Annotated in this window: 24 protein-coding genes; 8 read left to right on the forward strand and 16 right to left on the reverse strand. The window is 69.8% G+C overall.

Going from position 1 to position 24,915, the window contains the following annotated elements; genetic code table 11:
• Positions 1 to 241, reverse strand: a 241-nt coding sequence (locus DNK54_RS20590; protein WP_204164735.1) for an alcohol dehydrogenase catalytic domain-containing protein, incomplete at its 3' end; no start/stop codon positions are given.
• A gap of 68 nt (positions 242 to 309) precedes the next feature.
• On the opposite strand from DNK54_RS20590, the gene DNK54_RS20595 reads away from it, so the two are divergent.
• The 3 genes from DNK54_RS20595 (at position 310) to DNK54_RS20605 (ending at position 3,358) form a co-directional block, all read left to right on the forward strand.
• Positions 310 to 1,467 carry a hypothetical protein gene (locus DNK54_RS20595; RefSeq protein ID WP_110208897.1) on the forward strand — a complete coding sequence of 386 codons (1,158 nt, stop codon included), beginning with the start codon at positions 310 to 312 and terminating at the stop codon, positions 1,465 to 1,467.
• Positions 1,468 to 1,544: 77 nt separating this feature from the next.
• Positions 1,545 to 2,108: a SigE family RNA polymerase sigma factor gene (locus tag DNK54_RS20600; protein WP_239460213.1), complete on the forward strand. Its 564-nt coding sequence runs from the start codon at positions 1,545 to 1,547 to the stop codon at positions 2,106 to 2,108.
• Complete coding sequence (locus DNK54_RS20605; protein ID WP_110208898.1) at positions 2,105 to 3,358, forward strand: hypothetical protein; 1,254 nt, start codon at positions 2,105 to 2,107, stop codon at positions 3,356 to 3,358. The genes DNK54_RS20600 and DNK54_RS20605 overlap by 4 nt, the downstream gene beginning before the upstream one ends.
• An 81-nt stretch (positions 3,359 to 3,439) precedes the next feature.
• Here DNK54_RS20605 and tsaD read toward each other — a convergent pair whose 3' ends face one another.
• From tsaD to DNK54_RS20635, 6 genes are all read right to left on the reverse strand, one after another.
• The gene (tsaD, locus tag DNK54_RS20610) at positions 3,440 to 4,483 is read right to left on the reverse strand and encodes a tRNA (adenosine(37)-N6)-threonylcarbamoyltransferase complex transferase subunit TsaD (RefSeq protein ID WP_110208899.1); all 1,044 of its coding nucleotides are present in this window, start codon (positions 4,481 to 4,483) and stop codon (positions 3,440 to 3,442) included.
• The gene (locus DNK54_RS20615; RefSeq protein WP_162602579.1) at positions 4,480 to 4,944 is read right to left on the reverse strand and encodes a GNAT family N-acetyltransferase; all 465 of its coding nucleotides are present in this window, start codon (positions 4,942 to 4,944) and stop codon (positions 4,480 to 4,482) included. Before DNK54_RS20615 ends, tsaD begins: the two co-directional genes overlap by 4 nt.
• The gene (tsaB, locus tag DNK54_RS20620; RefSeq protein WP_110208901.1) at positions 4,941 to 5,588 is read right to left on the reverse strand and encodes a tRNA (adenosine(37)-N6)-threonylcarbamoyltransferase complex dimerization subunit type 1 TsaB; all 648 of its coding nucleotides are present in this window, start codon (positions 5,586 to 5,588) and stop codon (positions 4,941 to 4,943) included. Before tsaB ends, DNK54_RS20615 begins: the two co-directional genes overlap by 4 nt.
• A gap of 95 nt (positions 5,589 to 5,683) precedes the next feature.
• The gene (tsaE, locus tag DNK54_RS20625) at positions 5,684 to 6,649 is read right to left on the reverse strand and encodes a tRNA (adenosine(37)-N6)-threonylcarbamoyltransferase complex ATPase subunit type 1 TsaE (protein ID WP_110208902.1); all 966 of its coding nucleotides are present in this window, start codon (positions 6,647 to 6,649) and stop codon (positions 5,684 to 5,686) included.
• Entirely contained in the window at positions 6,646 to 7,806 is a 1,161-nt protein-coding gene (gene alr, locus DNK54_RS20630) for an alanine racemase (RefSeq protein WP_110208903.1), read from the reverse strand. The genes tsaE and alr overlap by 4 nt, the downstream gene beginning before the upstream one ends.
• Before the next feature lie 61 nt (positions 7,807 to 7,867).
• Entirely contained in the window at positions 7,868 to 9,361 is a 1,494-nt protein-coding gene (locus tag DNK54_RS20635) for a bifunctional ADP-dependent NAD(P)H-hydrate dehydratase/NAD(P)H-hydrate epimerase (RefSeq protein ID WP_110208933.1), read from the reverse strand.
• Between the two features lie 95 nt (positions 9,362 to 9,456).
• On the opposite strand from DNK54_RS20635, the gene DNK54_RS20640 reads away from it, so the two are divergent.
• The gene (locus DNK54_RS20640) at positions 9,457 to 9,753 is read left to right on the forward strand and encodes a hypothetical protein (protein WP_162602580.1); all 297 of its coding nucleotides are present in this window, start codon (positions 9,457 to 9,459) and stop codon (positions 9,751 to 9,753) included.
• Positions 9,754 to 9,768: 15 nt separating this feature from the next.
• Here DNK54_RS20640 and DNK54_RS20645 read toward each other — a convergent pair whose 3' ends face one another.
• Positions 9,769 to 10,119 carry a holo-ACP synthase gene (locus tag DNK54_RS20645; RefSeq protein ID WP_110208905.1) on the reverse strand — a complete coding sequence of 117 codons (351 nt, stop codon included), beginning with the start codon at positions 10,117 to 10,119 and terminating at the stop codon, positions 9,769 to 9,771.
• Positions 10,116 to 11,960 carry a glutamine--fructose-6-phosphate transaminase (isomerizing) gene (gene glmS, locus DNK54_RS20650; RefSeq protein ID WP_110208906.1) on the reverse strand — a complete coding sequence of 615 codons (1,845 nt, stop codon included), beginning with the start codon at positions 11,958 to 11,960 and terminating at the stop codon, positions 10,116 to 10,118. The genes DNK54_RS20645 and glmS overlap by 4 nt, the downstream gene beginning before the upstream one ends.
• An 88-nt stretch (positions 11,961 to 12,048) precedes the next feature.
• On the opposite strand from glmS, the gene coaA reads away from it, so the two are divergent.
• Positions 12,049 to 13,026, forward strand: a complete 978-nt coding sequence (coaA, locus tag DNK54_RS20655; RefSeq protein WP_110208907.1) for a type I pantothenate kinase — start codon at positions 12,049 to 12,051, stop codon at positions 13,024 to 13,026.
• 1 nt (position 13,027) lies between these two features.
• On the opposite strand, the gene DNK54_RS20660 is transcribed toward coaA, so the two are convergent.
• From DNK54_RS20660 to rplM, 5 genes are all read right to left on the reverse strand, one after another.
• Positions 13,028 to 13,774, reverse strand: a complete 747-nt coding sequence (locus tag DNK54_RS20660) for a DUF8017 domain-containing protein (RefSeq protein WP_110208908.1) — start codon at positions 13,772 to 13,774, stop codon at positions 13,028 to 13,030.
• A 34-nt stretch (positions 13,775 to 13,808) separates the two neighbouring features.
• Positions 13,809 to 14,828: a GNAT family N-acetyltransferase gene (locus DNK54_RS20665; RefSeq protein ID WP_110208909.1), complete on the reverse strand. Its 1,020-nt coding sequence runs from the start codon at positions 14,826 to 14,828 to the stop codon at positions 13,809 to 13,811.
• Between the two features lie 80 nt (positions 14,829 to 14,908).
• Positions 14,909 to 16,252 carry a phosphoglucosamine mutase gene (glmM, locus tag DNK54_RS20670; RefSeq protein WP_110208910.1) on the reverse strand — a complete coding sequence of 448 codons (1,344 nt, stop codon included), beginning with the start codon at positions 16,250 to 16,252 and terminating at the stop codon, positions 14,909 to 14,911.
• A gap of 92 nt (positions 16,253 to 16,344) precedes the next feature.
• Complete coding sequence (gene rpsI / locus DNK54_RS20675) at positions 16,345 to 16,848, reverse strand: 30S ribosomal protein S9 (RefSeq protein WP_204164736.1); 504 nt, start codon at positions 16,846 to 16,848, stop codon at positions 16,345 to 16,347.
• Between the two features lie 23 nt (positions 16,849 to 16,871).
• Positions 16,872 to 17,315, reverse strand: a complete 444-nt coding sequence (rplM, locus tag DNK54_RS20680; protein WP_110208911.1) for a 50S ribosomal protein L13 — start codon at positions 17,313 to 17,315, stop codon at positions 16,872 to 16,874.
• Positions 17,316 to 17,624: 309 nt separating this feature from the next.
• On the opposite strand from rplM, the gene DNK54_RS20685 reads away from it, so the two are divergent.
• Positions 17,625 to 18,944, forward strand: a complete 1,320-nt coding sequence (locus tag DNK54_RS20685; RefSeq protein WP_110208912.1) for a citrate synthase — start codon at positions 17,625 to 17,627, stop codon at positions 18,942 to 18,944.
• A gap of 72 nt (positions 18,945 to 19,016) precedes the next feature.
• Here the strand turns inward: DNK54_RS20685 and DNK54_RS20690 are convergent, their stop codons facing one another.
• Positions 19,017 to 20,591, reverse strand: coding sequence for a long-chain-fatty-acid--CoA ligase (locus DNK54_RS20690; protein ID WP_204164737.1), 1,575 nt, complete (start codon positions 20,589 to 20,591; stop codon positions 19,017 to 19,019).
• A 155-nt stretch (positions 20,592 to 20,746) separates the two neighbouring features.
• Between DNK54_RS20690 and DNK54_RS20695 the strand changes: the two genes are divergently transcribed.
• Positions 20,747 to 22,030, forward strand: coding sequence for a S1C family serine protease (locus DNK54_RS20695; RefSeq protein ID WP_110208935.1), 1,284 nt, complete (start codon positions 20,747 to 20,749; stop codon positions 22,028 to 22,030).
• A 9-nt stretch (positions 22,031 to 22,039) separates the two neighbouring features.
• Here the strand turns inward: DNK54_RS20695 and DNK54_RS20700 are convergent, their stop codons facing one another.
• Entirely contained in the window at positions 22,040 to 23,716 is a 1,677-nt protein-coding gene (locus DNK54_RS20700) for an ABC-F family ATP-binding cassette domain-containing protein (protein WP_110208914.1), read from the reverse strand.
• A 213-nt stretch (positions 23,717 to 23,929) separates the two neighbouring features.
• Here DNK54_RS20700 and DNK54_RS20705 point away from each other — a divergent pair, with 213 nt between their 5' ends.
• Complete coding sequence (locus DNK54_RS20705; protein ID WP_110208915.1) at positions 23,930 to 24,880, forward strand: phosphatase PAP2 family protein; 951 nt, start codon at positions 23,930 to 23,932, stop codon at positions 24,878 to 24,880.
• Positions 24,881 to 24,915: the final 35 nt, after the last annotated feature.

Raw genomic sequence — 24,915 nt, forward strand, 5'->3', positions numbered from 1 at the left:
CAGGAGCCACTGAGGTGACGTCCGGACCGACCGACTCCACCACCCCGGCCGCCTCATGTCCGAGCAGGAACGGGAAGTCGTCGTTGATCCCACCCTCCCGATAGTGCAGGTCGGTATGACACACCCCGCAAGCCTGGATCTTCACCACCGCCTCCCCCGGACCAGGATCAGGCACGTTGATCGTGGTCAGAGTGACCGGCTCACCCTTCGCCAACGCCACCACTGCTTGCACCTGCTGCATAGTTCCTCCCAAGGACGGCTCGACTCGGCACGACCTTAGTAGGTCCGCACCACACGTAGGCTGGTGCCGTGCGCCGTACGACGCTCCGCCTCGTTCTGCTGACCGCCGTCGTCGTCGGGCTGGTGCCGGTCACCTTCCTTCTCATCGGCCTGAACGTGCGCGCCACCCTGCAGCAGAAGGCACCCGACCCCGAGGCGAAGCCCGCCTACGGCCTCGGCTGCGCCGCCCCGACGCTGACCTCGGTCGAAGGCATGAACCAGTGGATCGACTCGGCACGCACCGTCGCCGGGTTCGTAGGCGCCGACGTGGGCGCGAGCGTGCAGCTCAGCGACGGCCGAAGTGTCTGGGTCTTCGGCGACACCATCCGCGCGGCCTCGGTGCCGGGCCCCGAGATGGTGCACAACTCCATGATGGTCGTGGACAAGAAGTGCATCCGGGTGGTCTCCACACCCGACGGCGGGGCCGTCGTACCCGATGGACCGGACGGCGTCGGCTACTGGCCGACGACCATCGACCATCTCGCCGTGCCCGGCGGCGACAAGGTGGCCGTCGGCCTGATGCGCGTCAGCCCGCACGGCCCTGGCACGTGGGACTTCACGATCCTCGGCAGCGCCCTGGCCGAGTTCTGGGTCCCCACCGGTGGTACGCCGGAGCTCGTCCAGGTCGTCGACGTCGGCGGGCGGGCGCGGGACGACCGGCCTACCTGGGGTGTCTCGGTGGTCGTGAACGACCCGTGGATCCATGTCTACGGCACCTCGCGCCCCTCCCCCGACTCGACCGGATGGGCGTTGCACGTCGCCCGGCTGAGGCTGCCCGACATCACCCGTCCGGACCGCTGGCAGTACTGGGACGGTCGCCGGTGGGGCGCGGACCCGAACACGACCGCTGCGGTGATCCCGGCCGACGGCGGCGTCTCGCGGGTGCTCAGCGTCTTCCAGCGCGGCAGGCACTGGTACGCCGTCAGCAAGCGTGGCGACTTCCTCGGCACCGATCTGGTGATCTGGAAGGCCGATGCGCCGCAGGGACCGTTCCTTGCCGGCCCGCCGGTGAAACAGATCCCCTCGACACCCGACCACCTCCAGTACATGGCCCTGGCGCACCCGCACCTACTCCCCGAGCCAGGCTCGATCGTGGTCAGCTGGAGCCGCAACGGCGGCGGACTCGACGCCATCCGCGCCGACCCGACCCGCTACCGGCCGGTCTTCGCCCGCGTCCCGCTGCCCTGAGGCACTGACGCGGGGGCGCGCATGCAACCCGTTCGCACCCATCTGCGTCTTGGTTGCGAAAGGATGGTGAGGACACCGTGCACACCGCGACCCACACGGGGGCGACGATGAAGGCATCCAGCGCAGAGCGCGACGCCGACTTCGGCGCGTGGATGGCCGCCCGGCAACCCGGCCTTCACCGGACCGCCTACCTGCTGGCCGGCGACCATCACACCGCCGAGGACCTGGTGGCCCAGACGCTGGCCAAGGTCTATCTCTCCTGGCACAAGATCGAGCGCCGCGAGTCCGTCGACGGCTATGCCCGCCGGATCCTGGTCAACGAGCACAACTCCCTGTGGCGTCGACCGTGGAAGAAGCGCGAGGTCACGCACGACTCCCTCCCCGATCAGGTCGGCGCCCACGACCACTACGACGAGGGGCAGAGCCAGGCGCTCTGGTCCCTGGTGCAGACGCTGCCGCGCAAGCAGCGCGCGGTGGTCGTGCTGCGCTACTACGAAGGCCTCAGCGAGGCCGAGATCGCCGACGTTCTAGGCATCTCCACCGGAACCGTCAAGTCCCAGGCGAGCCGCGCGATGGCGACCCTACGCACCCAGGCCGCAAGCAGCGGCGTACACACGTCCTTCGGGGAGGAGGAGAAATGAACGAGCACGACACTCTCGGCGGCCGCCTGGCACAGGATCTGCAGGCTCGTGCCGATGGGCTGCCCGGCCACCCGGTCTCCTTCGACCAGGTCAAGCGGACCGCGGGTCGAATCCGACGGCGACGTGCCGCAGCGACCTCCGCCGCTGTCGCGGTGGTGGCCGTCGGGGTGCCCGGTGGCACCTGGATGGCCATGCAGGGCAGCGACGCGCCCGACCAGCACCTCGTCGCCGCACCCAGCTTCCACCGGGACGGCCCGACGCCCAGCCTGGACCCCGACGCCACCGCGCCCGGCGACCGTTCCGGTATGAGCATCCCCAGCCTCGAGTTGGACGAGATGGCTCGCGGCGACGCGCCCAGGCGCGACTGGATGCAGGACAAGGAGTTGCACACCGCAGACGGCCGGGTCCTCACGCTGCAGACGGCGTACAGCACGATCTACCGGTACGACGACGGTTGGTTGGCGCTGGACTACAACGGCTCCGACGCCGGCGCCACCATGCAGAAGTTGGACGGTTCCGGAGCACCCGTCGGCGACCCCTTCCCCAGCACCGGCGGAGCCAGCTCAGCCGACGGTCAGCACCTGACCTACCTGTCCGGCAACGACTTGATGCTGCACGACAACCGCACCGGTGACACCACGACGGTCCGCGCCGGCTTGCCCGCGGAGACTGTCGCGGTCGGGGTTGATGCCGAGGGTGCCGTCTACTACAACGTCCCGGCCAAGGACCACATGCTCGACGGGCGCGTCTGGAAGGACGGCGCGGAGATCGACCCGAGCCCCGGGGTCACGCAGCCGATCCGATCGGTCAGTGGGGCCGGGTTCACCACCCGCTTGATCGAGATCTCCGACATGGGCAGTTGCTCGGCGGTCTTCGATCCTGCTGGCCTCGAGCAGGCGCGCACCTGCGACTTCTCGACCTCCGAGTTCTCCCCCGACGGCACCAAGGTGCTGGCCGGCCCCGCGTACGGCGACGGTTTCGCAGACCTGAGCTTCGCCGTCCTCGGCGCCGACTGGGCCACACCGCTCCTCGAGCGGGTCAACTACGGCTCCTCGGAGGAGCAGGGGGACAGCCTGGTTGACTCGGTCTGGGAGGACGATGACCACGTCCTCATCGCGATGGCCGACGCAGCCAACGGCTACGACAAGATGAAGTGGTACGTCGTGCGGGTCGCCCTTGACGGCACCACCGAGATCGCCGCCGGCCCGATCACCGGAGCCGAGTACGAGGGAATCGCACTGCTGCAGTAGCCCACGCCCGCACGCGGGTGGTCCCTGATGCTCCGCAGGTTCATCGACCAGATGACCTGCAGAACGTCGGGGACCACCCGTTCAGACCAGGACGGTGGTGATCGGCTGCGAGGAGTCCGCGGGCAGGTCGAGGGCCGAGGGCGTGCGGCCGCGGGCGACCATCTCGGCGCCGAGGGCGGCGACCATGGCGCCGTTGTCGGTGCACAGGCCGGGCCGGGGCACCCGCACCCGGATGCCGAGGTCGGTAGCGCGCTCGACCGCCATGGCCCGGAGCCGGGTGTTCGCCGCGACGCCGCCGCCGATCAGGATGTCCTCGATGCCCTCGCTCGACGCCGCGTCCAGCGCCTTGCGTACCAAGACGTCGCAGACAGCCTCTTGGAAGGAAGCCGCGACATCGGCCACCGGCACAGGTTCACCGGAACGCTCCCGGGCCTCCACCCAGCGGGCGACCGCGGTCTTCAGGCCGGAGAAGGAGAAGTCGAAGCGGTGTCGCTCCAGGTCGCGACGCGAGGTCAGGCCGCGGGGGAAGTCGATGGCGACGCTGGAGCCGGAAGACGACTCCTTGTCGATGTACGGTCCACCGGGGAACGGGAGCCCCAGGAGCCGAGCCACCTTGTCGAAGGCCTCCCCGGCAGCATCGTCGATCGTCGCCCCCATCGGGTCGACACCCGTGGTGATGTCGGTGACCCGCAGCAGCGATGAGTGCCCGCCGCTGACGAGCATCGCGATGCACGGCTCCGGGAGCGGACCGTGCTGGAGCTGGTCGACCGCGACGTGGGCGGCCAGGTGGTTGACGCCGTACAGCGGCTTGCCCAGACCGAGCGCCAACGCCTTCGCCGAGGCCACCCCGACCAGCAGCGCTCCGGCCAGTCCGGGACCAGCGGTCACCGCGACGGCGTCCACGTCGTGCAGGGCGATACCCGCCCGTTCGCAAGCACGGTCGATGGTGGGGACCATCGCTTCGAGGTGGGCGCGCGAGGCGACCTCGGGCACCACCCCGCCGAACCGTGCGTGCTCCTCGACGCTGCTGGCCACCTCGTCGACCAGGAGTGTGTGGCCTCGGACGATGCCGACGCCGGTCTCGTCGCAGGAGGTCTCGATGCCGAGGACCAGGGGTTCGCTCATGACGCGCTCCAGTTGCAGCTCGGGCCGAGGCTCCGTCGCAGCACCAGCGCGTCGGAACCATCCTTGTAGTAACGCGGCCGCTGGTCGATCTGCGTGAAGCCGGCGTCGACGTAGAGGGCGATCGCACCGCGGTTGAGCGCCGAGACCTCCAGCAGCATCCGGTCGGCGCCAGCCGCCTTGGCGTGGCTGAGAGCATCCGTAAGCAGGACCCGCGCCACCCCGTTGCGCCGCGCCTCCGGCCGTACGACGACCCGCACCAGATCACTCACCTCACCCAGCGTCATGGTCACCAGGGCGCCTACCACCTCGTCGCCGACGACAGCCACGCGCACGCGACGCCCGGGCCCGTCCAGCTCGGCCTCCCAAGCAGGACGGTCCCACGCATCGGCGGGGAAGCCGAGAGCGTCGAGGGTCACCAGCGTGTCCAGGTCGGTGGGAGTCGCATCGCGAAGCTCAGTCACGACACTCGCTTCGGCGCGTGGGCGGCCACGGCATCGGGGCGACGCAGGTAGAGGGGCTCGGGGTCCAGCAGCTCGACCACCTCGGCGGCGGCGATCCGGCCGAGCCAGCCGGCGGACGGACGGGCTGGGCCGACCCGGGTGCCGAGCAGGTCTGAGTAGAGCTCGGCGCCCTCACCGACCACCGGCGTACCGGGGGCGAGGCGGGCGGCGAGGTCGGCCGGCCGTTCGACCTCCGGCCCTTCGACCCGGCGGCCCGCGGACCAGGCGCCCCAGTAGACCTCCTTGCGCCGCGCGTCGGTGGCGACGAGGAACTCCTCCCCGACGACGCCGGAGGACATCGCCTCGGCGGCCAGGATGTCGAGCGAGCAGACGCCGTACACCGGGACCTCGAGGACGTGTGCCAGCGTACGAGCGGTCACCAGGCCGACGCGCAGACCCGTGAAGGGACCGGGCCCGACACCGACCGCGATCGCGGTGAGGTCCTGCATGATCAGGCCCGCGTCCGCGACCACGTCGGCGATGAGCGGGGCGAGGAGCTCGCCGTGCTTCATCGTCTGCGCGGAGTTCCGCTCGGCGCGCACTTCGTCGCCATCGGTGACGGCCACCGCGACCTGGGGCGAGGAGGTGTCAAAGGCGAGCAGCACGCTCGGAGTTTAGTACGCGTCCCTACGCATGACTGGTGCGGTGGCGTTGTCGGAATGCTGCGTCACAGCAGGTGTGGAGCGACCATGACCCCGCATTACAGCGGGAGATCGAGCTTCTCGAGGTCGGCGTCGAGCCAGCGCTCCCCTACCGGTTGCAGCCACAGCTCACGGGGATCGAGCGGCTCCTCGCCGGTTGCCACCGACGCACCGGGAGCCGGCGCCGCGGCGCCCAGGGCACGCACGATCCGGATCTCCAGGCGATCCTCGGCCAGCCCCTCGGCCACGCCGTCTCCCCACTCCACGACGGTCACAGCCTCACTCAGCGAGGTGTCGAGATCGAGGTCGTCGAGCTCGTCGATACCACCGAGCCGGTAGGCGTCCACGTGCACCAAGGCCGGACCGGAACCGGTCGGCGGATGTACCCGGGCGATCACGAAGGTCGGCGAGGTGACGTCACCGCGCACCTCAAGCCCAGCGCCGATCCCCCGGGTCAGGGTGGTCTTGCCGGCACCGAGCTCGCCGGAGAGGATCAGCAGGTCCCCGGCCCGCACCACCTCCGCCAGCCGACGGCCGAGCTCGTCGGCGACCTCCGCGGTAGGCATCTCGATACGCCGATCGAAGATCCTCAGCATGGTGACGTTGACACCGTCACGGCCGGTGCGCACGAATCCGTGATGCTCCCAGAAGGCCAACGAAGCGGGGAGCTCCGCCCGGGCGACAACGCGCATCCCCGCATGACCACGTGCCCGGGCCTCCGCGGCCGCGTGCGCCACCAGCGCACCGGCAACACCGGTGCCCTGCGCTTCGGGTACGACGCCGAAGCGGGTGAGCATCAGTGCCCGGTCGCGCTCGGGCCCGAAGACCAAGCAGCCCAGCGGACGGCCGTCGAGCGACGCCAGCAGGCCGCCGTTCCCCGCCAGCGCCGCCGCGACCGTCTCCGGAGTCTCCGCGAGGGCCGCCGCCGGTGGATCCAGCGGTGCCCGGGAGCCGAAGGCGCGCGCGATGACGCCGTGCACCACCTCCGCAGCGTCAGCACCGACCCGGCCTACCTCCACGGTCACCGGTCGCGCTCGCTGTCGACGTAGATCCGGGCGAAACGACCGCCGATCCGCGTGACGATCTCGTAGTTGATGGTGTTGCACGCCTCCGCCCAGTCCTGGGCGGTCGGCGCGCCGTCGTGTCCGGTGCCGAAGAGCTCCACCGCGTCCCCCGCCGCCAGCTGCGCACCGTCCGGGCCGAGGTCGACCATGAACTGGTCCATACAGATCCGGCCACGCGCGGGTCGGCGAGCGCCGGCCACCCACACGTCGACTCGGTTGCTCGCCGCGCGCGGGATTCCCTCGCCGTAGCCGGCCGGAACCAGGCCGAGCCAGGTCGACTCGTCGGCCACCCACTGGTGCCCGTAGGAGACGCCGTCCCCCGGCTCGATCGGCTTGACCATGCCCAGCCGGGCACGCACGGTCATCGCCGGCACCAGCCCGCTGCCCTGGGTGTGTCCGGGCGCCGGGTCCAGCCCGTAGGTGGCGATCCCGCAGCGCACGAGGTCGAAGTGGATCGAGGGGCGGAGCAGAGCCGCCGCACTGTTGGCCAGGTGGCGCCACCGAGGCCGGAGGCCGGCTCGCTCGGCGACGGCGACGGCATCGAGGAAACGCAGCTCCTGCTCGTCGTTGATGGCACGCTCGGGCTCGTCGGAGGCCACCAGGTGCGACCAGACGCCGACCACCTCGACGCTGCCCGCGAGCTCTGCGGCGCGCGCGGCAGCCACCAGCTCCGGCCAGTCGGCGCGGGTCGCGCCACCGCGGCTCAGCCCCGTGTCGATCTTGAGGTGCACACGCGCGGTCACGCCCACCGCACCCGCCGCCTTCTCGATGGCGGTGAGCTGCTCGATCGAGTACGCAGACACGTCGACGTCCCGCGCCAGCGCCGGACCATGATCCTCACCGGGGACCGCCAGCCAGGTCAGCAGTGGGCCGAGGTCTCCGGCCTCGCGCAGCGCCACCGCCTCCTCGAGCGTCGCGACGCCGATCCACTCGGCGCCCGCCTCGCGAGCTGCGCGTGCGACCGGAACCATGCCATGGCCGTAACCGTCGGCCTTGACCACGGCCATCACCGCGGGCGCGCTGCCGTCGGGGCGCGTCACCGCCTCACGCAGGCGCCGCACGTTGTGTCGGATCGCCGCCAGGTCCACCACGATCTCTGCGCGGGCGGAGTCGGTCATGCCCTCCAGTTTCGCAGGTCGCGCGCCGAGGCGGACGGCGGGTCCGCGACCGGGCCGCTCGTCAGGGACGAAGCAGGTCGGCCAGTACCGGGCGGAGCGCAGCAGCCACCTCGCTGGCGATCACCGGACCGCCTGCCGAGGAGCGGACCCCAGCAGCGTCGTACACCTGTGCGCCTGCGGCACCGGTCACCTGTGCGCCTGCGGCACCGGTCACCTGTGCGCCTGCGGCACCGTGCACCTGTGCGCCTGCGGCACCGTGCACCCAGGCGCCTACGGCACCGTGCACCCAGGCGCCTACGGAGGCGGCGTCGAACGGACTCAGGCCACTGGCCAGCAGTGCGCCGGCGAGGCCCGCAAGCACGTCGCCCGAGCCGGCGGTCCCCAACCAGGGCACACCGGTGGCGTTGACCCGCACGCAGCCGTCGGGCCGGGCGATGAGGGTACGCCGCCCCTTGAGCAGCACCACCGCCTCGAAGCGTTCCGCAGCCCGCCGGACATGCTCGAGCTGCCGCGCCTCCACCTCGTCGCGGCGCACCCCGAGCATGGCGGCGAGCTCGCCTGCATGCGGCGTCAGGACCGCAGGAACGCCCAACGGACCACGGACGGCGGCGAGGGCATCCGCGTCCACCAGCACGGGGACCTCGTCGGCCAGTGCTGCGTCGAGGTCGGCGCTGGCCCGCTCCGCCGCGCCCGGGCCGACCACCCACGCCTGTACCCGTCCGGCGCCCACGATCTCTGGATGGCGGGACCGCGCGGCAACCGCCACCGCCTCGTCGCCGACGAACCGCACCATCCCCGGCAGGCCGAGAGCGCCGTCCAAGCAGAGCAGCGCTGCTCCGGGGTAGGTGGCCGATCCGGCCCGAACGCCGAGGACTCCGCGGGTGTACTTGTGGCCGTCGTTCGCCGGTCGAGGGAGCAACCGGGCGACGTCGGAGCGCTGCAGCGACGTCACCCGAGAGTCAGGCAGGGAGAGTCCGATATCGACGAGGTGCACGACACCACAGGCGGCCGCCGCCGGGTCGACCAGATGGGCGACCTTGTGCGTCCCGAAGGTCACGGTGACAGCCGCGCGTACGTGCGGCCCCGAGACCTCACCCGTGTCGACATCGACCCCGCTCGGCACGTCGACCGCCACCACAGGCACCTCCGGCCATTCGCCGAGCGCCTCCACCGCTTCAGCACGCAACCCTGGCCGACCACCGATGCCCACAATCCCATCGACGACCACGTCCGGCCGCCGGCGCGGCTTCCCGACCCGGCCGCCGGACCGCCGGAGGCCGGCGAGTCCGTCAGCGTGCGCAACTGCTCCCAGCAGTACGGCGTCGACGTGGGCGCCGCGACGGGCCAGATAGGCGCCTGCCCACAGCGCGTCGCCACCGTTGTTGCCCGGCCCGACCAGCAGCAGCACGCGACGACCGAAGGCACCCCCAAGGATGTCGAGGAGTACATGAGCCAGGCCTCTCGCCGCCCGCTGCATCAGCACTCCGTCGGGCAACCCCGCCAACAGCGGCTCCTCGGCCGCCCGAACCTCGGCCACGGTGTGGGCACAACGCATGGAGCTCACGCTACCGGCGCGCTCCGCGTAGAGGTTCTCCACAGACCCACGAATCGGGCTGGTGCCGCCAGCGGACACGACCTACCGTCATGGGCATGGCGGCGGAGAACAGCTTGGAGCGCAAGGTCAACCAACTCGACCACGATGTGATGGCGATCTATGAGCTGCTCGCAGCCATCGCCGAGACCCAGGCAAACCACACGGCGCTTCTCGCCAAGCACGAGCAGCGGCTCGATCGCATCGACACCCGGCTCCAAGCAGTCGACACCCGACTCGACGGAATCGACACCCGACTCCAAACAGTCGACACCCGACTCGACGGAATCGACACCCGACTCGACGGAATCGACACCCGGCTCGTGGAGATCATCAGGCTGCTCCGCGCGGGCTGACAGGCAGGTGGGGGGTCATCCCTCCAAGACGACGTACGCCGACGCGATGCCCGCGTCGTGGGTGAGCGAGAGGTGAACGTGCCGCACACAGAGTGCGGTAGCCACCTCCAGCACCGTGCCGCGGATCTCGAAGCGCGGCCGACCGCTGATCTCGCGCACTACCTCGGCGTCGTGCCAGGCCATGCCGGGCGGCGCCTGCAGTGCCTTGGCCAGGGCCTCCTTGGCCGCGAAGCGCGCCGCCAGGGAGCGCAATGGCAGCTCCGACTCCGCCGGGGTGAACAGCTTCGCCAGAAGTGCCGGGGTGCGCTCCAGCGAGAGCCCGAACCGGTCGACGTCAACGACGTCGGTGCCGATGCCGACGATCATTCGACCGTGACGGACTTGGCGAGGTTGCGCGGCTGGTCGACATCGTGACCCATGAGGGTCGCCAGCTGGCAGGCGAAGAGCTGCAGCGGGATCACGGCAACGAGCGGCTGCAGCAGGGTGGGCACCCGTGGCAGCGCGATGAAGGTGTCGGCGTAGTCGGCGGCGGCCGGGTCGCCCTCCTCCGCCAGCACGATGGTGCGTGCGCCGCGTGCCCGGATCTCCTGGATCGCGCTGATCATCTTGCCGTGCAACTGGTCGCGCCCTCGCGGCGGCACGACGCAGAAAACGGGCAGTCCCTCCTCGATGAGCGCGATCGGGCCATGCTTGAGCTCGCCGGCCGCGAACCCTTCGGCATGGATGTACGCGAGCTCCTTGAGCTTGAGCGCACCTTCCATCGCCACCGGGTATCCGGCGTGCCGGCCGAGGAAGAGCACTGCCTTCGCTCCGACCAGCTCCTCTGCCAGCTGGTAGACCCGGTCGGCGCGCTCGAGCACCCGGCCTACCTGGCCGGGCACCTGCTCCAGGTCGCCGACGATGCGGCTGATCTCGTCGCCGTACATCGTGCCGCGGACCTGGGCCAGGTAGAGGCCGAGCAGGTAGCAGGCCACCATCTGGGTGACGAAGCCCTTGGTGGAAGCGACGCCGATCTCGGGGCCCGCGTGGGTGTAGATCACCGCGTCGGACTCGCGCGGGATCGTGGCGCCGTTGGTGTTGCAGATCGCGAGCACCTTGGAGCGCTGCGCCCGGGCGTGCCGGATCGCCATCAGAGTGTCGGCGGTCTCTCCCGACTGGCTGATCGCCACGACCAGCGTGTTGCGCGTCAGGATCGGGTCCCGGTAGCGGAACTCGTGCGCAAGCTCGACCTCCACCGGGATCCGGGTCCAGTGCTCGATGGCGTACTTCGCCACCTGCCCGGCGTACGCCGCGGTGCCGCAGCCGACGACGATGATCCGGTCGACGTCACGCAGCTCGGCGTCGTCGATCCGCACCTCGTCGAGCTGGAGCCGACCGTCCTCGGTGTGCCGTCCGAGCAGTGCGGCGGCGACGGCGGCAGGCTGCTCGAAGATCTCCTTGCGCATGAACCAGTCGTGGCCGTCCTTCTCGGCCGCCGAGAGATCCCAGTCGACGTAGTAGCGGTTGCCGGCCGCCGGCCGTCCGTCGAAGCCGGTCACCTCGACTCCGTCCCGGGTGATGGTGACGACCTGGTCCTGCCCGAGCTCCAGCGCCTCGCGGGTGTGCTCGATGAACGCAGCGACATCGGAGCCCAGGAAGTTCTCGCCGTCACCCAACCCGACGACCAGCGGCGAGTTGCGGCGTGCCGCCACCACCCGGTCGGGGTCGTGGGAGTCGACGGCGACAAGGGTGAACGCACCCTCGAGCCGTCCGCAGACGCGCTGCATGGCGACGGTCAGACCGACACCGGTGGCAAGCTCGGACTCCAACAGGTGGGCGGCCACCTCGGTGTCGGTCTCGGAGCGCAGCTCGTGCCCCGCCGCCTCGAGCTCACGGCGCAGCTCGGCGAAGTTCTCGATGATCCCGTTGTGGACGAGCGCCAGCCGCGACTCGTTGCCCAGGTGCGGGTGGGCGTTCGCGTCGGTGGGGGCACCGTGCGTTGCCCAACGCGTGTGCCCGATCCCGGTCGTCGAGGAGGGCAGCGGCGTCTCGGCGATCGCCTTCTCCAGGTTGGCCAGCTTGCCGGCCCTCTTGTCGGTGGCCAGGTCGCCCTCGTGGACCAGTGCGATGCCGGCCGAGTCGTAGCCCCGGTACTCCAGGCGGCGCAGCCCCTCGATCACTACGTCCTGGGCCTGCTTCATCCCGACGTATCCGACGATTCCGCACATGCTCTGGTCCTCCCCGGGGCAACCATCCCTGCCTCCTGGTCACGGGCCCAGAAGCTGGGCGCTCACAACGGCTGCAAGAATACCCGGCATGTCCTCCTCCGACGGTCCGGAGCCCCGCGACCAGCCGCGGGAGACCTCGCCGTACGTCGAGCTCGACCGGGCAGCCTGGGCCGCTCTCGCCGCCCATACCGAGCAGCCGCTCAGTGCCGAGGAGGTCGAACGGGTCCGTGGACTCGGCGACGAGCTCGACCTGGAGGAGATCCAGCAGGTCTACCTGCCGCTCTCCCGCCTCCTGAGCATGTACGTCGAGTCGGCCGGTGCGCTGCACCGCAAACAGCAGGACTTCCTCGAGCGGCCGCACCAGGCGCGCACGCCGTTCGTGATCGGCCTGGCCGGCTCGGTCGCGGTCGGCAAGTCCACGACCGCGCGCGTCCTGCAACAGATGCTCGCCCATTGGCCAGAGCATCCGTCGGTCGCGCTGGTCACCACCGACGGCTTCCTCCTCCCCAACGCCGAACTGGAGCGGCGTGGCCTGCTCGGCCGCAAAGGCTTCCCCGAGTCCTACGATCGCAAGGCGCTCCTACGCTTCGTGGTCGACATCAAGTCCGGCCGCGACGAAGTGCTTGCACCCACCTACTCCCACCTCATCTACGACGTGGTGCCCAACCAGATGGTGGCGGTCAAGCGCCCCGACATCGTCATCGTCGAGGGACTCAACGTGCTGCAGCCCGCCCCGGTACGCGAGGACGGACGCACCGGGCTCGCCGTGAGCGACTTCTTCGACTTCAGCGTCTACGTCGACGCCGCCACCAGCGACATCAGGGAGTGGTACGTCGCGCGGTTCCTCCGGTTGCGCGAGACCGCCTTCCGTGACCCCGCGTCGTACTTCTCCAAGTACGCGAGTCTCTCGACGGAGGATGCCGTCGCGGAGGCGCGGCGGATCTGGGCAGAGATCAACGAGCCCAACCTGGTGCAGAACGTGCTCTCGACACGCTCACGCGCCACGTTGGTGCTGCGCAAGGACCGGGACCACTCGGTGCGCTACGTACGGCTGCGCAAGCTCTGACTCAGCCGACCGTGAGGGAGGCGGCGATTGCCGCCCACTCGGTGTTGGTCACTCCCCCGCTGGCAAGCAGGTAGCGTGCCTGGACCAGGCTGACGAGCTCGCCGTCGTGCTCCGTGGTCGTCACCGCGACCTCCACGGTCTCCGGATAGCAGGGGCCGGTGAAGACGCTCCAGTCGACCATCACGACGCTGCGCGCGCCCTGGCTTCCATCGGCCAACGTCACATTCTCGGTCGTCACCGGATCGGAGACGGGAGCCGTCGTGCCCGCTTCGTTGCTGGCGAAGCTGCGTGCCCAGGCGACGACGGCGCGCGTCGCCTCCACCGCGGCGTCGTCACCTGCGACCGCCTCGGCGAGTACCGTCCAGCCAGCGGCGACCGGCATGGTCTCTTCCGTGCAGGCGTTGCCGTAGTAGCGGGCCACGTCGGCACCTCGGGCGACGACCGCTCCGTCGGCATCTGTCGCCTCGTAGTCGCCACCGGTGACCTGCCAACCGCCGGGCACCCGGTAGGTGGCATCGTCACCGCGCTGGATGACCCAGTTCCGATAGCTGAAGCCGCCCGGAGGCTCGGCGAAGACGTCGTCACTCGGGTTCGGCGCGGGAGTCGGCCCGTCCGCCTGAGCGGCGGCAGGAGACTCCTCCTGAGCCTGGACGACGGCCGCGCCGATCCCCGCGCCCAGTGTGCAGAGCACGGCGAACACCGCGAGCACGCGTACTGCGCCCGCCAGCGCGCCGCGTTCCCGAGTCATGCGGTCAGTCTAGGGAAGATGGATCGGCGGTTCCCTAGGCAGTCAGGAGCTTCTTGAACTCCCCGAGCCGGGCGACGGGCCGGTAGCCCAGCCGGTCGTTGACGCCGACCATGTGAGCGTTCACCTGCGCGTTCCAGGTGTGCACCTGGCGCACCCGGGGGTCGCCCTCCTGGAGGACCCGGAGGTTGTGGACCTTCAGCGCCAGGCCGAGCCGCGCACCACGATGGGCGCCGTGGACGAGGGTGCCCCACTGCCAGGCCCGCTCCGGCTCCAGCTCGGAGGTGCAGATGTCGGTGTAGCCGGCCAGCGTGCCGTCGGCAGCCACCGCGACCGTCGCCCAACGAGTGCGCCTCTGCGCGGCCAGTGTTGCCTCCTCGGCCCGGAAGGCAACGACGTCGGCGACCGCCTCCTCCAACCCCAGTTCACCGACCGGGGCCTCGGTCGGCAGCGCCGCGGTCAAGGCGGCGAATTCGGCGACCAGCTCTTCGGGTACCGGGCCGCGGAAGGAGCGCAAGGTGTACGCCGCATGGTGAGGTGCCGCCTCCTCGGCGAGCCCGGTGAGTCTCGCCTCGTCGACCGGGAGGTCCAGCACCCGCTGCACATCCAGCAGCGCCAGCTCGTAGCCGTGCCGCCGCGCGAACTCGACATCGCCGTAGCCGGCACCGTCGGCCGGGCTGGTGAGCGGGAAGGTCACCTCGGCGAGGATCTTCGTCCGGCCGAGGGAGCGCACCTGCTCCTCTACGTGGGCGACGAGCGTCGACCCGTGGCCGCGGCGCCGGTGCTCCGGGGCGGTCCATACCTTCGCCAGCGCCAGGTCGAGGTTGTCGAGTCGCGAGATCTCCACGCCGGCGCAGGCGACGACCTGGCCGCGGTCGACCGTGGCCCAGATGCGCCAGTCGCTCGCCGGCGTACGGGCCTGCTTCAGAACGCGCGACTCCTCCCGGAGCCACGGGGTGGCGATGCTTCCGTGGCCGTGTCGCTCCGCGGCCAGGTAGCAGTCGTGCCAGGCGTCGAAAGACTGCCGGTCGAACGGGTCGACCTCCACGATGCGCATGGTTGTGACGCTATCCGGCCGGCGCCACCGGGGCACAACGGTTTTCCGCGGCCGCCGAGGGGTCTCTCCCAGGCAGACGCTCAGAGTGCGAGGCGCTCGCGCACCACGTCGGCCAGGCGATCAGCGACCTCCCGGGCGTGGGCCTCGGTGAGCGCCTCGACCATGACGCGCACGAGCGGCTCGGTGCCGGATGCGCGGAGCAGGACCCGCCCTCCGTCGCCGAGCTCCGTCTCGGCCTCGGCGATCGCGGCGCCGAGAACCTCGTCGTCCGTGCGGGTCTTGTCGACTCCCGGCACGTTGACCAGCACCTGCGGCAGCCGGGACATGACCCCGGCGAGCTCGGCAATGCTGGCGCCGGTGGTGGCCATCCTCTCGAGCAGGTGCAGCGCGGTGAGGATCCCGTCGCCGGTCGTGGCGTGATCACTCATGATCACGTGGCCGGACTGCTCCCCTCCAAGGTTGTAGCCACCGGCGCGCATCGCCTCGAGCACGTAGCGGTCGCCCACCTTGGTCTGCCGCACCGCGACCCCGGCGTCGCGCATCGCACGGACGAACCCCAGGTTGCTCATCACGGTCGCGACCACGGTGTCGGCACGCAGGCGACCGCTGTCACGCAGCGAGCCGGCCAGGATCGCCAGGATCTGGTCGCCATCGACGACGTTGCCCTCCGCGTCGACCGCCAGGCAGCGGTCGGCATCGCCGTCCAGCGCGAAGCCTACGTCGGCACCGTCCTTGACCACGGCGGCCCGCAGATCGGCCAGATGGGTCGACCCGCAGTTGTCGTTGATGTTGAGCCCGTCGGGCTGGGCGTGGATCGCCGTCACGTCTGCACCGGCGCCGATCAGGGCACGGGGAGCGGCCTCGGAGGCGGCCCCCTCGGCACAGTCGAGCACCACCCGTAGGCCCGCCAGCGGCTTGTTGGTGGTGCGCACCAGGTGTGCGACGTATTCGTCGACCGCGGTCGCGTGCTGTCGGACCCGGCCGACCGCGGCTCCGGTCGGGCGCTCCCACTCCTGGTGCAGGTGCGCCTCGATGGCCTCCTCGATGGCGTCGTCCAGCTTCTCGCCGCCGCGGGCGAGGAACTTGATGCCGTTGTCGGGCATCGGGTTGTGGGAGGCCGAGATCATGACGCCGAGGTCGGCGCCGAGGGTCTTGGTGAGGTGCGCGACGCCCGGAGTGGGGAGTACGCCGAGCAGGGCGACGTCAACCCCTGCCGAGAGCAGGCCAGCAACGACCGCCGACTCCAGGAACTCACCCGAGATGCGGGTGTCGCGCCCGACGACGGCAAGGGGGCGGTGCCCGGCGAACTCGCCTCGCTCGGCGAGCACGTGGGCCGCCGCGACCGACAGCTCCAGGGCCAGCTCGGCAGTGAGGTCGCCGTTGGCCAGCCCCCTGACTCCGTCGGTGCCGAACACTCGCCCCACTGCTCACTCCCAGCTGTCGCGGACCCTCAGACAAACACGAACGCGTCGCGTGCCGGGCAATGGATCTGCCCGGCTCGCGACGCGTAACGCAATCAGCGCTTGCTGAACTGGGGCGCCTTGCGCGCCTTCTTGAGACCAGCCTTCTTCCGCTCGATGACGCGGGCGTCACGGGTGAGCAGACCGGCCTTCTTCAAGGTCGGGCGGTTGGCCTCGACGTCCACGTCGTTGAGCGCACGGGCCACGCCGAGACGCAGCGCGCCTGCCTGGCCGGTGATGCCGCCGCCGTGGATGCGGGCGATCACGTCGAAGCGACCCTCCAGCTGCAGTGCCGTGAAGGGCTCACGGACGACCTGCTGGTGCAGCTTGTTGGGGAAGTACGAGTCGAGCGAGCGGCCGTTGACCGTCCACTGGCCGGTGCCCGGGACGATCCGGACGCGGGCCACGGCCTCCTTGCGGCGACCGGTGGCCGCGGCGGGGGCGATGGTGGCGGGCTTGAGCGGGGCGTCGGCGGACGGCGCGCTCTCGGAGGTGTAGGCAACGCCGTCGGCGCTGGTCTCGAAGGTCTCCTCGACCTCGGCGTTCACGTTCTCAGTCACGAAAATGTCCTTGTCTGCTGCGCTCACTGGGAGATCTGCGTGATCTCGAACGGCTTGGCCTGCTGGGCCGCGTGCGGGTGCTCGGGTCCGGAATAGACCTTGAGCTTCTTCAGCATCTGGCGACCGAGGCGGTTCTTGGGGAGCATGCCCCAGACGGCCTTCTCGACGGCCTTGCGGGCGTCCTTGTCGAGCAGCTCGCCGATCGGCGTGGCGGTCAGACCACCCGGGTAGCCCGAGTGGCGGTAGGCCATCTTCGTGGTCTTCTTGTTGCCCGAGAGGGCGACCTTCTCCGCGTTCACGATGATGACGAAGTCGCCACCGTCAACGTGGGGAGCGAAGGTGGGCTTGTGCTTGCCGCGAAGCAGGTTCGCGGTGGTCACGGCCAGGCGACCGAGCACGATGTCGGTGGCGTCGATGACATACCAGTCGCGCTGGATGTCACCGGGCTTGGGGCTGTACGTACGCAACGTCTCTAAGCCTTCGTTCGTAGGGCCCGACCGGTTGATACCGACCGGGTTGTCTTGCTGCGTCTTCTGACGAACACGGCCCGGCTCGACGACCCCACCAGGGGGCCCCGTCCGGATCTGCACCCACCTCCGGTCACTCTCGCGAGTGGCGGCGTACGAATGCGGCAGGAGACGCGACTGAGCAGTCTAGATCCGTCTCAGAGGGCGGGTCAAAACGGCCCTCGTTCGCATCTGCTGGGCCGGGGGGAATAGGTTGACCAGTGACTCTCCACCGAGGTGTCCACACACACTTAGCAGACAGGAGCCGACGTGACAGACGTAGCGGCCGCCGCTGCCGACCCGGCAGCCTCCCTGACCGTACGCGACAACCGCACGGGCAACGAATACGAAGTGCCCATCGTCGATGGCACCATCCGTGCCGCCGACCTCGGCAAGATCCGAGTGTCCGATGAGCAGCCCGGATTGGCTGTCTACGACCCGGGCTTCGTCAACACCGCCTCGTGTCGCAGCTCCGTGACCTACATCGACGGCGACCAGGGCATCTTGGAATACCGCGGCTACCCGATCGAGCAGTTGGCCGAGAAGTCGAGCTTCCTCGAGGTCGCCTACCTGCTCATCCACGGCGCACTGCCCACCAAGGAGCAGTACGACGCCTGGGAGCACGAGATCACCTACCACACCTTCGTGCACGAGAACGTCAAGGGCTTCATGCACGGCTTCCGGTACGACGCCCACCCGATGGGCATGCTGATGGCCTCGGTCGGCGCGTTGTCGACGTTCTACCCGGACGCTCGCAACATCGAGGACCCGCACAACCGGCACATGCAGATCGTGCGGATGATCGCCAAGATGCCGACGCTGGGCGCCTGGTCCTTCCGCCACGCACAGGGCAAGCCGTTCGTCTACCCCGACAACGAGCTCAGCTACACCGAGAACTTCCTGTCCATGCTCTTCAAGATGAGCGAGCAGAAGTTCGAGGCCGACGAGCGCCTCGTCCGTGCCCTCGACGTGCTCTTCATCCTGCACGCCGACCACGAGCAGAACTGCTCGACCAACGCCGTTCGCTCGGTCGGCTCGTCGCAGGTCGACCCGTACTCCGCGGTCGCGGCCGGGGTCGGCGCTCTCTACGGACCGCTGCACGGCGGCGCCAACGAGGCCGTCCTCCGCATGCTTCGCCGGATCGGGTCGATGGAGAACATCCCCGCCTTCATCGAGGGCGTCAAGAACGGCAACGAGCGGCTGATGGGCTTCGGCCACCGGGTCTACAAGAACTACGACCCGCGCGCCAAGATCATCAAGCAGGCCGCGGACGACGTCTTCGAGGTCACCGGCGTCAACCCGCTGCTCAAGATCGCCAAGGAGCTGGAGAAGATCGCGCTCGAGGACGAGTACTTCGTCAAGCGCAGGCTCTATCCCAACGTGGACTTCTACTCCGGCCTCATCTACGAGGCGTTCCAGTTCCCGCCGGAGATGTTCACCGTGCTCTTCGCCATCGGCCGGACGCCCGGCTGGCTCGCCCAGTGGAACGAGCTGGTGCAGGACAAGGAGCAGAAGATCGCCCGTCCCAAGCAGATCTACACCGGCGACCGCACGCTCGACTTCGTTCCGGCCGCCGAGCGCTGGGCCTGAGCCACGCCAGGTGGTCGAGCCTGTCGAGACCCGTCCGACAAGACGGTCTCGGCAGGCTCGACCACCGTCGGGCTACACGATCGCCGAGTCCCGGCCGTCCCAGTGCTCCTTGCGCAGCTCACGCTTGAGGATCTTGCCGCTGGGGTTGCGCGGCAGCAGCTCGAGGAAGTCCACCGAGCGCGGGCACTTGAAGTGCGCAAGCCGATCCCGACAGAAGTCGATGATCTCCTGCTCGGTCGCGGCGGTATCGGGCTTGAGTGCCACGATCGCCTTCACCACCTCACCCCACGTGTCGTCGGGCACGCCGATCACGGCGACCTCCAGCACCGCTGGATGCTCGGCCAGGACCCGCTCGACCTCGGGCGAGTAGATGTTCTCCCCGCCGGAGATGATCATGTCCTTGATCCGGTCGTGCACGTAGACGAAGCCGCCCTCGTCGACCCGGCCGATATCGCCGCTGCGGAACCAGCCGTCTTCGGTGATCGCCTTGGCCGTCTCCTCTGGCTTGTTGAGGAAGCCTTTCATCAACTGCGGCGTCCGCAGCCAGATCTCCCCCTCCTCCCCCACTGCGACGTCGGCCAGCGTGGCGGGGTCGACGATCCGCACCTCGCACTCCGGGATCGGGATTCCGGCCGAGAGCAGGCGCTCGGGATGCGCAGTGTCGCGGTGGTGCTCAGGCATCAGGTGCGTCACCACGCCCGCAACCTCTGTCAGGCCGTAGACCTGGATGAAGTCGGTCTCGGGCCACGCCTCCATCGCCGCACGAAGCAGAGGCGGAGGCATCGGCGAGGCGCCGTAGGTGTAGGTCTTGAGCGCCCCGAAGAGCTTGACCGCGTCGGGGCCGGCTTGAAGCACCTGCGCCAGCACGGCCGGCACCAGGAAGGTCCGGTTGGCTCCGGCGAGGATCGCTCCCGCCAGGGAGGCGCCGTCAGGGTCACGGGTCATCACGCTCGGCACGCCGTCGTAGATGCCGAAGAGCACATAGGAGGAGCCGCCGACGTGGAAGAGCGGCATCGAGACCATCGACTTGTCACCGGGCTCGAATCCCCAGCCGTCATGAGCATTGACGGTGTGCGCGATCATGTTGCGGTGGGTCAGCATGATGCCCTTGGGCCGCCCGGTGGTGCCTGAGGAGTACATCACCAGACAGACGTCGTCGGGCTCCACCGCAGGATCACCCGCGTAGGGCTCGGCAGCCGCGATCAGCGCCTCGTAGGCATCCCCGTCCGCGCCGTCGGGCGTCACCTCGACGATCCGCTCCACGGCCGTGAGCCGGTCGCGGATCTCCTCGATCGTCGGCATCAGCTCCTGCCCGACGAAGAGCACCCGCGCACCGGAGTCGTTGACGGCGTAGTCGACCTCGTCGCCCGCGGAGCGCCAGTTGATGATCGCGTTGGCAGCGCCGATCGAGGCGGCTGCCAGGCTGATCTCGACGCAGGCGGGGTGGTTCTTGTCGAGGAACGAGACGACGTCACCGCGGCCGATCCCCAACGCTCGCAGGGCTCCGGCCGCGCGACGGACCCGGTCGTTCCACTCCCGCCAGGTCCAGGTGCGGCCCAGGTAGGTCATCGCCTCACCATCGGGAGTCGCCTCCGCCCAATGGGCCAGACGGTCATCGACTCGGACGTGCTCGGGTGCTTCGCTCACAGGTTCCCCCTGTCTCGACGGCGGTGCCGTGATTGTGACCGACATCACCAAGCACGGCAAGGTGTCCGCCAGCCGCTAGGGGGCGTCCGGGCTTTCCAGTGAATGCATGGCTCGCTCTCAGCCGCTTCACAGAGATCCGGAGCAACGTGGAGGACATGCACGAGCAGACGCCCTCACCCCAGCAGCCTGACCGCAGCGAGCCGCCGACCGGACACCTGCCCCCGTACGGCGGAGCACACGGGACGTCGTACCCACCGCCGGTGGGGGCACCCGTCGGCCCACCGCCCCAGAGCGGCCCGCCGACCACGGCGTTCGGGCCGGTCCCGCCTCGCTCCCCTGCCCGGCGTACGGCGGCCGGCCTGTTGGTGGCCGCGCTGCTGGTCGGCGGGGCCTCCGGCGTCGGCGGCGCGGCGCTGTGGACCTCGCAGCACGACTCAGCAGACGCACCGGTCCGTACCTCGCAGGTCGTCGACACTGGCACGCCGGTCGCCGCGAAGGGTTCCGTGCAGGCAGCGGCCAGCAAGGTGATGCCGAGCGTGGTGCAGATCGAGGTCAGCGGGGCGGGCGGCAGCGGCTCCGGATCGGGCATCATCTTGAGCTCCGACGGGGAGATCCTCACCAACGCGCATGTGACCGAGCTGGCTGACGGCGGCGGGCAGCTGACGGTGGCGTTCAGCGACGGGACGCGCGCGAAGGCACAGCTGGTGGGCTCCGACACGCTGACCGACCTCGCGGTGATCAAGGCGGAGGGGGTCTCCGGACTGACTCCCGCGACCCTCGGCAAGTCCACGAGCCTGGCCGTTGGCCAAGGGGTGGTCGCGGTCGGCTCGCCCTACGGCCTCGACGCCACCGTCACCTCCGGGATCGTGAGCGCGCTCAACCGGCCAGTGGAGGTGGCGCGAGACCAGTCCGGCAACACCACCGCCTATGCAGCCATCCAGACCGATGCGGCGATCAACCCGGGCAACAGCGGCGGTCCGCTGATCGACATGTCCGGCAACGTGGTGGGCATCAACTCCTCCATCCGCACCTCGGGCTCCGGCGATGCCTTCGGCCAGACGGTCCAAGGCGGGTCGATCGGCCTCGGGTTCGCGATCCCGATCGACTCCGCCATGCCGATCGTCGACCAGATCCGCGACGGACAGACGCCTACCCACGCCCGACTCGGGATCAGTGTCGCCGACGTGCGCACCGATGACACCGGAGCCACCGGTGCCCAGATCCAAGATGCCGGCCAGGGTTCCGCGGCTGCTGACGCAGGGCTGCGCAAGGGCGACGTGATCACCCGGATCGACGACCACGCGATCAGTGGCTCCGACTCCCTGATCGCCACCGTGCGCTCCTATCGTCCCGGCGACAAGGTCACGGTCACCTACGTCCGCGGCGGTGACCAGAAGACCACCAGCCTCACCCTCGGTTCGGACGCCTCTGACTCCTGATCGGCCCGGTCAGCGGGGCCGGGCGACGCGTGCCTCGTCCCAGACCGGTTCCGGTGTCTCACGAACAGTGCCGTCCGCCCCGTAGACGAGGAAGCGGTCGAAGCCCCGCGCGAACCAGCGGTCGTGGGTCACCGCGAGCACCGTGCCCTCGAACGCGGCCAGGCCCTCCTCGAGAGCCTCTGCGGACTGGACGTCGAGGTTGTCGGTGGGCTCGTCGAGCAGGAGCAAGGTGGCGCCGGAGAGCTCCAGCAGCAGGATCTGGAATCGCGCCTGCTGGCCACCGGAGAGCGAGTCGAAGGCCTGCTCCGCGGCATGCGCCAGCTCGTAGCGGTCCAGCACCCGTGACGCCTGCTCGCGCGGCATCCCGTCGCGGTGCGCATCGCCGCGATGCAGGATCTCGACCAGGGTGCGTCCGACCAGCTCCGGATGCGCGTGCGTCTGCACGAACCAGCCGGGCCGCACCCGGGCGCCGAGCCGGGCCGTGCCGCGGTGGGCGACGGGGGCGATCTCCACCTCTCCGACGGGCTCGTGCTCCTTCTCCGGGGCGGTGCCGCCCGCCGCGAGCAGGCGAAGGAAGTGCGACTTGCCCGAGCCGTTGGAGCCGAGCACCGCCACCCGTTCGCCGTACCAAACCTCCAGGTCGAACGGCCGCATCAGACCGGTCAGCTCCAGGCGCTCGCAGACGACGGTCCGCTTCCCGGTGCGGCCGCCCCCGAGTCGCATCCGCACGTGCTGCTCTCGCGGCTGCTCGGTCGGAGGGCCGGCCTCCTCGAACTTGCGCAGCCGAGTCTGCGCGGCGCGGTACTGGCTCGACATCCCGTCGTTGTACTCGGCCTTGACCTTGAGCCGCAGCACCAGGGCCTTGAGCTTCGCGTGCTCCTCGTCCCAGCGTCGATGCAGTTCCTCGAACCGCGCGAACCGGTCCCTGCGGGCCTGGTGGTACGACGCGAAGCCGCCCGGGTGCGTCCAGACCCGGTTCCCTGCCGCCCCGAGTTCGACAGTCACCACCCGGGTCGCGGTGTTGTCGAGCAGTTCGCGGTCGTGGCTGATGTAGAGGATCGTCTTCGCCGACTCGTTGATCCGTCGTTCCAGCCACTGCTTGCCGGGCACGTCGAGGAAGTTGTCGGGCTCGTCGAGGAGCAGCACCTCGTCGGGCCCGCGCAGCAGGTACTCCAGGACCAGGCGCTTCTGCTCACCACCGGAGAGCGTGTCGAGCGAGCGATACTTGGCCCGGTCGTAGGGAATGCCGAAGGCGGCCATCGTGCAGACGTCCCAGGTGACCTCGAGGTCGTAGCCGCCGGCGTCGGCGTACTCGGCCAGCGCCGTGGCGTAGCGCATCTGGGTGGCCTCGTCGTCGACCTCCATCAGCGCCAGCTCGCAGGCGTCGACCTCGGCGGCTGCCGCCTGGACCCGGGCGGGCGCCACCGACATCAGCAGCTCGGCGACCGACGTCGCGCCGCGACCGACCATCTGCCGCATGACCCCGAGGCCACCAGAACGCGTGACCACCCCCGCATGCGGGGAGAGCTCCCCGGTGATGATCCGCAGGAGGGTCGTCTTGCCGGCCCCGTTGGCCCCCACCAGCGCGACCTTCGCCCCGTCGCCGACCCGGAACCCCACCTCGTCCAGCAGCACCCGTCCGTCGGGCAGCTCGTAACGGACACCTGCGACCTCGATATGACCCACGAGCGGCGATTCTTCCTGGTCCCTCGGCCCCGCGCATCCGGGTTATCGCCGGGTGCGTGGGCGGCTCGACTCGCTTGTGCGGTGCTGTTGTCGAGAATCGGCGTTATGACCCTCTTGTGAAGCGACCGCAACCCCGCACGAGAGCGGCGGAGGCGAGCGGGGCCAACCCACGGATTCGCGAGGTGATAGGGGTGGTGACGTAGCATTCCGCGCATGGCAAGCGGCACCGAGCAACTTCAGGATGCCGTCCTCCCCATCCCTCGGAGGGCCGCGACGCGCCCGCGCGTGCGGATCGTCTCGTTCGGGGTCTACCTGGCGGCGCTGACCGTCTTCACGATCAACTTCGGCATCCCCAGCGATACCGTCCAGATCTTCGTCTGGCTGTGGCTGGCCACGATCGCGTGGCACATCGAGGAGCCCTGGCGCTATCACCTGGGCTTCATCCGCGACTGGTGGGCGCCGCTGCTCGCGCTCGTCGTCTACTTCTACGGGCGTGGCCTCGCGGACGAGCTGTACGCGATGCCGGTGGCCTTCCAGTTCCCGGTCGACGCCGACAAGTGGATGTTCGGCGGCGAGTTGCCCAGTCACTGGCTCCAGGAACGACTGTGCGGCGACCCGTGTCTCCCGCACGAGGGCGCCCGCTGGTACGACCTGGTCTTCACCGTGGTCTATTCGACCCACTTCGTCTTCGGTTTGATCCTGGCGGTCGTGCTGTGGCTGCGGAACCGGGGCGAGTGGCTGAAGTGGATGCGTCGCTACATCGGCCTCAACTTCGCTGGTCTGGCCATCTACGTCTTCTACCCGATGGCACCACCGTGGATGGCAGGGCGGGACGGCTACCTGGAGGAGCAGGTGCTTCGGCTGACCAGCCGCGGCTGGGGTGACACCGGCTTGGGCCGCTACCACCTCATCCTCACCGGCGTGGGCAATCCGGTCGCCGCGATGCCCTCCCTCCATGCGGGAACCGCGTTCCTGATCTCCTTCTATCTGATCCAGCGCTACCGCAACGCCTGGGCGTGGCTGAGCCTGCTCTACCCGTTGACCATGTCGTTCGGTCTCATCTACTACGGCGAGCACTACGTCATCGACACCATCGCTGGTGCGGCCCTGGCCGTGCTTGTGATCGCCGCCTGCAACCTGTGGGAACGCAGTCGAGGCAGTTAGAGGTTCCACCGGTAGGGGCACCTCCCAGGACGTGG

Origin of the sequence: Nocardioides daejeonensis (genome assembly GCF_003194585.1) — a bacterium.
Taxonomy (GTDB): Bacteria; Actinomycetota; Actinomycetes; order Propionibacteriales; family Nocardioidaceae; genus Nocardioides; species Nocardioides daejeonensis.